Consider the following 4498-nt stretch of genomic DNA (forward strand, 5'->3'; position numbering starts at 1 on the left):
TGGCGCGGTCTGTGAAGGGGGCGCAGTGCCGGGGAATCTGGCGCTGCCAAGGAGACAGGAGATCTTTGCCGCCTTTAACCGTTACCGGGCCTTAAAGCTGTAGGAGTCATTATGGAAGAGATACGATTAACCCCCATTGGCCATATCCATACGGATTTCCCGGATAAATTCGGGATACCAAGGCAGAGCGGCCTGGCGAAGACCCGGGCATTTCTCACCCTGGAAGGAGACTGCAGGAACCCGGATGTGGTAAGAGGGATCACCGAATTTTCTCATCTCTGGCTGTTATGGGGATTTTCTGAGACTTTTGCACAGGGTTGGAGCCCTACGGTGCGTCCGCCCAAGCTGGGAGGAAATCTGCGCAAGGGTGTATTTGCCACCAGGTCCCCTTTTCGCCCCAATCCCATCGGATTGTCCTGCGTCCGGCTCACAGGGGTTGAGATCCGGGAGAAGGGAACGCCGGTGCTGGAACTGGAAGGCGCGGATCTGATGGACGGGACGCCGGTCTATGACATTAAGCCCTACCTCCCTTACGTGGACAGCCATGAGGAGGCCCTGGAAGGGTTCGCGGGACAGGTGAAGGATGAGACCCTGGAAGTTGTGATCCCGGAAGAGATAAGCCGGATCCTTCCGGAAGGGAAGGAAGAAGAACTGCGGGAAGTCCTTGCCCTGGATCCAAGGCCCGGGTATCAGGAAGATCCCCGGCGGATCTATGGCATGGAGTTTGCGGGGATGGAGATCCATTTCCGTGTGGAGAACGGGGTCCTTCTTGTCTGTCAGGCAGAGCCTGCACAGAAAAGGGATCAACAGGACCGGCAAGATGAATAAGAAGGAAAAGGAGCGGTAACCATGGAATTTATCAAGGCAGGGATGGAACATATTGACCGTATGTGTGAGATCACAGAGGATGCAAAGCGCCAGCTCCGGGGACTGGGGCTGGATCAGTGGCAGAAAGGCTATCCCTCCCGGGGAGTCTGGATCCAGGACGCCAAAGATGGCTGCACCTACCTGGCGGTGGAGAAAGGAGAGATCCAGGGGATCTTCGCTTTCCAGGACACACCGGATCCGTCTTATGATGAGATCGACGGGGCATGGCTTACCGACGGGCCCTACGCTTCCCTCCACAGGGTCTGTGTGGCGGAAGGAAGCAAGGGAAAAGGCGTGGCAGGAAAGATGTTTGCCTATGGGTTTGAACTGGCGGCCCGGGCCGGTTTTGATTCCGTAAGGATCGACACCCACCCCGGGAATCTGCCCATGCAGCGGGCGCTGGCCAAGGCGGGATTCGTGCCCTGCGGCCAGATCCGTCTCAAAGGCGGATGTGAGGACGGCGACCTGCGGATCGCGTTTGAGAAGAAAGATATCCGGAAATAGATCATAGAGAACAGGCTTCGGTGAAGGAGGTTCATATGGGAGCATCAGAATATGAGAAGGCTTACCGGTTGGGGAAAAAGGAATATCAGCATCGGATGATGAACGGGCAGCAGCCCACCCTGAAGGTTCTGGATGAGATCCTGCCTTCCAGAGGGTCATTTAAAGAGGTGTCTCTGGGGCTGGTCCAGATCCCGCTGAAACAGATCGTGGGGACCAAGACCGGCGGCAGGAGCAATGCCTTTGCGGCGAATTTTATGCCTATCCTGCGGGCGGATACCGAGTTTGCAGACAAGTGGGCATATTTAAGCACCGCTCATGAGCAGGAGGGGATCCGGGATCCCATCAAGGCATATGAATATATGAATCAGTTCTATGTGGAAGAAGGAAATAAAAGAGTCAGTGTTCTGAAGTACTACGGGGCGGTTTCGGTTCCGGGGACAGTGACCCGGATCATCCCGAAGAAGACGGACGAGAAGGAGAACAAGATCTACTATGAATTCCTGGATTTCTACGAGGCTGCCAGGATTAACTATATCTGGTTCAGTAAGGTGGGAAGCTTCAAAAAGCTTCAGAAGGCTGTGGGAAAGAAGCCGGGAGAGGCCTGGGATGAGGAAGAGAGGCTGAATTTCAGTTCTATTTATTCCCGGTTTGAACTGGAGTACGATGCGAAAGGAGGAGAACGTCTGCCCATTACGGCAGGGGACGCTTTCCTTGCGCTTCTTTCTGTCTATGATTACCAGGAGCTTCAGGATATGACCACCAGCGATCTTCGCAAACTGATCGGCAAGACCTGGGAAGAATTCACCCTGTTGGGGAATGAGGAGGATATCGACCTGAAGATGACTCCGGACAGCGAGAAGAAGCCAATCTTAAGCCGACTGTTCTCGCCGGGGACCCAGAAGCAAAAAATCGCTTTTCTCTATGAGAAAACGCCGGGAACCTCCGCCTGGACTTACGCCCATGAGCTGGGGAGACTCCATCTGGAGCAGACCTTCCCGGACGAGGTGGAGACCATGGCCTATTCCGGACTTACCAAAGAGACGGCGGGAGATGCGCTTCGTGATGCTATCTCCAAAGGCTGCAACCTGATCTTCACCACTACGCCGGCCTTTATCCAGGCCAGCGTCAAGGCGGCCATCGAGGCGCCGGAGGTGAGGATCTTAAACTGCTCTCTTAATACTTCCCACCGGTATATCCGGACTTATTATTCCCGGATGTACGAGGCCAAATTCCTGATGGGAGCCATCGCCGGAGCCATGGCGGAAAACGACCGCCTGGCCTATATCGCGGATTATCCCATCTATGGGGAGATCGCCAATATCAACGCCTTCGCTCTGGGGGCGAAGATGATCAATCCCCGGACCAAGGTTTATCTGGAATGGACCACAAGGAAAAGCTATAATGCCTATGACCGGATCCGGGATATCTGGGTGGACTGTGTCTCCGGCAAGGATATGGTGATCCCGGAGGAATCGTCCCGGTATTTCGGGCTGTATCATCTGGACGGGGAAAATCCCCGGAATCTGGCGATGCCCCTGTGGCACTGGGGAAAATTCTATGAGCAGATGATCCGCAGGATCATGGACGGGACCTGGAAATACGATGATAAATCCTCGTCCATGAAGGCGATCAATTACTGGTGGGGAATGTCTTCCGGAGTGGTAGACATTATCTGTTCTCAGAACCTGCCGACAGAGACAAAGAAGCTGGTGAAGCTTCTGAAGCACGCCATCAGCTCCGGCCAGTTTGAGCCATTCTCCGGCATCCTGTATTCCCAGACCGGACAGGTGCAGGGAGAATCCTGGAAAACACTTTCCGCAGAAGAGATCATCAAGATGAACTGGCTTGCGGACAATGTGATCGGCTCCATCCCCGGAGTGGATGAACTGATAGAAGGCGCGCTGCCGGTAGTGGGCGAACAGGGCGTCTGGGAGAAGGAATAGAGATTTATGAGGATACTTGCGATCGCAGATGAAGAATCTGCGTATCTGTGGGATTTTTTTGAAAAAAGTAAACTGGAGGGCATCGATCTGATCATCTCCTGCGGGGATCTGGATCCAAACTACCTGTCATTTCTGGCCACCTTTACATCAGCGCCGGTGCTGTATGTCCACGGCAATCATGACGAATGTTATCAGGAGACGCCGCCGTCAGGCTGTATCTGCATCGATGACAGCATTTATGTATACAAGGGGATCCGGATCCTGGGACTGGGCGGATCCATGCGCTATAAAGAAGGGACCTATCAGTACACGGAGTGGGGAATGCGCCGCCGGATCGCGCGGCTTTGGTTCCAGCTTCTGAGGCGGCGGGGGTTCGACATCCTGGTCACCCATGCCCCCGCCTATCAGCTGAACGACGGGAGAGACCTGCCTCATCAGGGGTTTGAGTCTTTCCTGAAGCTGATGGACAAGTATAAGCCCAGATTTTTCCTCCACGGGCATGTACACATGTCCTACGGGAGGAAGCACAAGCGGTACGATAAATATCAGGATACCCATGTGATCAACGCCTTTGAGCGATGTGTGTTTGACTATGAAGACGAGCATCCGGAAGAACATATCCGGTAGAAGAGGGGGCGGGAAAATGAATTGGAATCTGTTCTGGAGCCTGTGGTGCCTGGCTTTTGCCATTGCCATCTGGATCTGTGCCTGGGCGCTTTGCTTCCGGAAGATGGGGATGGAGAAGCGCTGCCATATGCGGGTCACAGGCCGGGTAGCCCGCTGGTCTGCCGTCAGGTATGGAGGCTTCCATATCCCTCTGGTAGAGTATACTGTGGCGGGGAGGACTTACAAGGTGGCGGGGCCTAAATTCCTCAGTGTGGTGACAACTTCTGTCTCCACGCCCTTCCAGAACCCAAAGGCGCGGTATGAGACCAATCTTACCAGCCGGGAGGAGCTTCCCAGGAAGCTGCGGATAAAAGTATACCGGAACAGCCTGGCAAGTGTGGAAGTTTCTCCGCTGGCAAAGCTCTATCCGCTGGGGTCCCTGGTGGATGTGTGGTATAATCCGGACAAGCCAAAGGAAGCCTTTGTTCAGCGGTTTGAAGGAGTGAACCGGCTGCTTTTGGTTCTGTTTACCGGATTTGGGGTGTTTACCACAGGACTTGTCCTGTTTTTCCTTCTGG

6 protein-coding genes are annotated in these 4498 nt (G+C 54.4%); all 6 read left to right on the plus strand.

The window, feature by feature from the left end; genetic code table 11:
* The first annotated feature begins 25 nt into the window (after positions 1-25).
* Positions 26-103, plus strand: a complete 78-nt coding sequence (locus ACML7B_RS06110) for a hypothetical protein (RefSeq protein WP_418539913.1) — start codon at positions 26-28, stop codon at positions 101-103.
* Between the two features lie 8 nt (positions 104-111).
* On the plus strand, positions 112-828 hold the full coding sequence (gene tsaA / locus ACML7B_RS06115) for a tRNA (N6-threonylcarbamoyladenosine(37)-N6)-methyltransferase TrmO (protein ID WP_346708534.1): 717 nt from the start codon (positions 112-114) through the stop codon (positions 826-828).
* Positions 829-849: 21 nt separating this feature from the next.
* A complete protein-coding gene (locus ACML7B_RS06120; protein ID WP_418539905.1) occupies positions 850-1371 on the plus strand; it encodes a GNAT family N-acetyltransferase in 522 nt (173 codons plus the stop codon).
* A 35-nt stretch (positions 1372-1406) separates the two neighbouring features.
* Positions 1407-3314, plus strand: a complete 1908-nt coding sequence (locus ACML7B_RS06125; RefSeq protein ID WP_418539907.1) for a BMP family ABC transporter substrate-binding protein — start codon at positions 1407-1409, stop codon at positions 3312-3314.
* A gap of 6 nt (positions 3315-3320) precedes the next feature.
* Positions 3321-3941 (plus strand): metallophosphoesterase family protein, encoded by a 621-nt coding sequence (locus ACML7B_RS06130; protein WP_346708531.1) that lies wholly within the window; start codon positions 3321-3323, stop codon positions 3939-3941.
* Between the two features lie 16 nt (positions 3942-3957).
* Positions 3958-4498, plus strand: a 541-nt coding sequence (locus ACML7B_RS06135; RefSeq protein ID WP_418539911.1) for a DUF3592 domain-containing protein, incomplete at its 3' end; no start/stop codon positions are given.

Source organism: Massilistercora timonensis (assembly GCF_048354975.1).
Lineage (GTDB): Bacteria > Bacillota > Clostridia > Lachnospirales > Lachnospiraceae > Massilistercora > Massilistercora timonensis.

What these genes read in the sequence shown, in the direction of transcription:
- tsaA (WP_346708534.1), top strand. Translation starts at nt 112, where the DNA reads ATGGAAGAGATACGATTAACCCCCATTGGCCATATCCATACGGATTTC.
- ACML7B_RS06120 (WP_418539905.1), top strand. Translation starts at nt 850, where the DNA reads ATGGAATTTATCAAGGCAGGGATGGAACATATTGACCGTATGTGTGAG.
- ACML7B_RS06125 (WP_418539907.1), top strand. Translation starts at nt 1,407, where the DNA reads ATGGGAGCATCAGAATATGAGAAGGCTTACCGGTTGGGGAAAAAGGAA.
- ACML7B_RS06130 (WP_346708531.1), top strand. Translation starts at nt 3,321, where the DNA reads ATGAGGATACTTGCGATCGCAGATGAAGAATCTGCGTATCTGTGGGAT.